This window comes from Blastococcus sp. TF02A-26 (assembly GCF_003319125.1).
Lineage (GTDB): Bacteria > Actinomycetota > Actinomycetes > Mycobacteriales > Geodermatophilaceae > Trujillonella.
In genome coordinates this window covers 1-1,115 of sequence record NZ_QOHG01000049.1, presented here as the reverse complement: position 1 = coordinate 1,115, position 1,115 = coordinate 1, and the positions used below count along the sequence as shown (strand labels likewise).

1 protein-coding gene is annotated in these 1,115 nt (G+C 70.0%); it reads right to left on the bottom strand.

What is annotated here, in order from left to right:
* A partial coding sequence (locus DQ240_RS23040) for an IS481 family transposase (RefSeq protein WP_113842046.1) occupies positions 1–988 on the bottom strand: 988 nt, incomplete at its 3' end.
* Positions 989–1,115 lie beyond the last annotated feature (127 nt).

Sequence of the window (1,115 nt, the reverse complement as noted above, 5' to 3'; positions counted from 1 at the left end):
TGTACTGCCCGGACAGGTTGGTCAATCGAGTGATGGGCGGTCGGTTCTCCGTCGCGGTGTGGGGCCGGTGATGGTTGTACTCGTGGAGCCAGCCCGGCAGTGCTTTGCGGCGGGCTGATTCGCTGAGGAACAGCCGTCGGAAGGCCCAGCCGTCGGCCATCGTGCGGTGAAAGCGTTCGATCTTGCCGTTGGTCTGTGGCCGGTAGGGCCGGGTGCGTTTGGGTGTGATGCCCAGTTCGGCGCAGGCATCGCGCCAGGCGTGGGCGCGGTAGGCAGAGCCGTTGTCGCTCAGGACGCGTTCGACGGTGATGCCGCGGGCGGCGAACCAGGCCACGGCGTTGCGCAGCACGCCGATGGCGGTGGCGGCGGTCTCGTCGTCGTGGATCTCGGCGTAGGCCACGCGGCTGTGGTCGTCGAGCACGGTGTGCACGAACGCTGTGCCGATCTTGGGGTTGTAGTGGGCGTTGCGCGGCTTCCCGGGCGTCGCGGCCCGGTTCTTGTCGCCCTGGGCACGGCCGACGTAGCGCCAGCCGCCGCCGTCGGGGATGTTGCCCAGCTTCTTCACATCGACGTGGATCAGCTCGCCGGGCCGGTCGCGTTCGTAGCGGCGGATCGGCTCGCCGGTGGCCCGGTCGACGTGGGACAGGCGGTTGAGCCGGCACCGGCGCAGCACCGCATGCGCGGTCGAGGGGGCGACTCCGACCCGGTCGGCGATGGCGACCGGGCCCAGCCGCTGCTTCCACCGCAGGTGCACGATTCGGCGCACCACCGGCGCCGGCGTCCGCCGCGGGCTGGAGTGCGGCCTCGAGCTGCGATCGACCATGCCCGCCGGCCCCTCGGTCCGGTAGCGGTCGGCCCACCGCTTGGCGGTCGGCCAGGCGACGTTGAACACCGCCGCGGCATAGGCGATCGACCAACCGTCCTCGACCACGGCGCGCGCAAGCCGCAGACGGTGGCGTGGAGTCAGGGCGGCATTAGCGTGGGACAGGAGGACCTCCGGAGCTCGTGGAATGGGTGCCTTCAGCAGCTCCACTCCACGTCCGGAGGTCCTCCCCGAACAAGATCAATCAGATCGTGTCGTCACACGTCCTCGACCAACGTCTCCGGTCAGTACA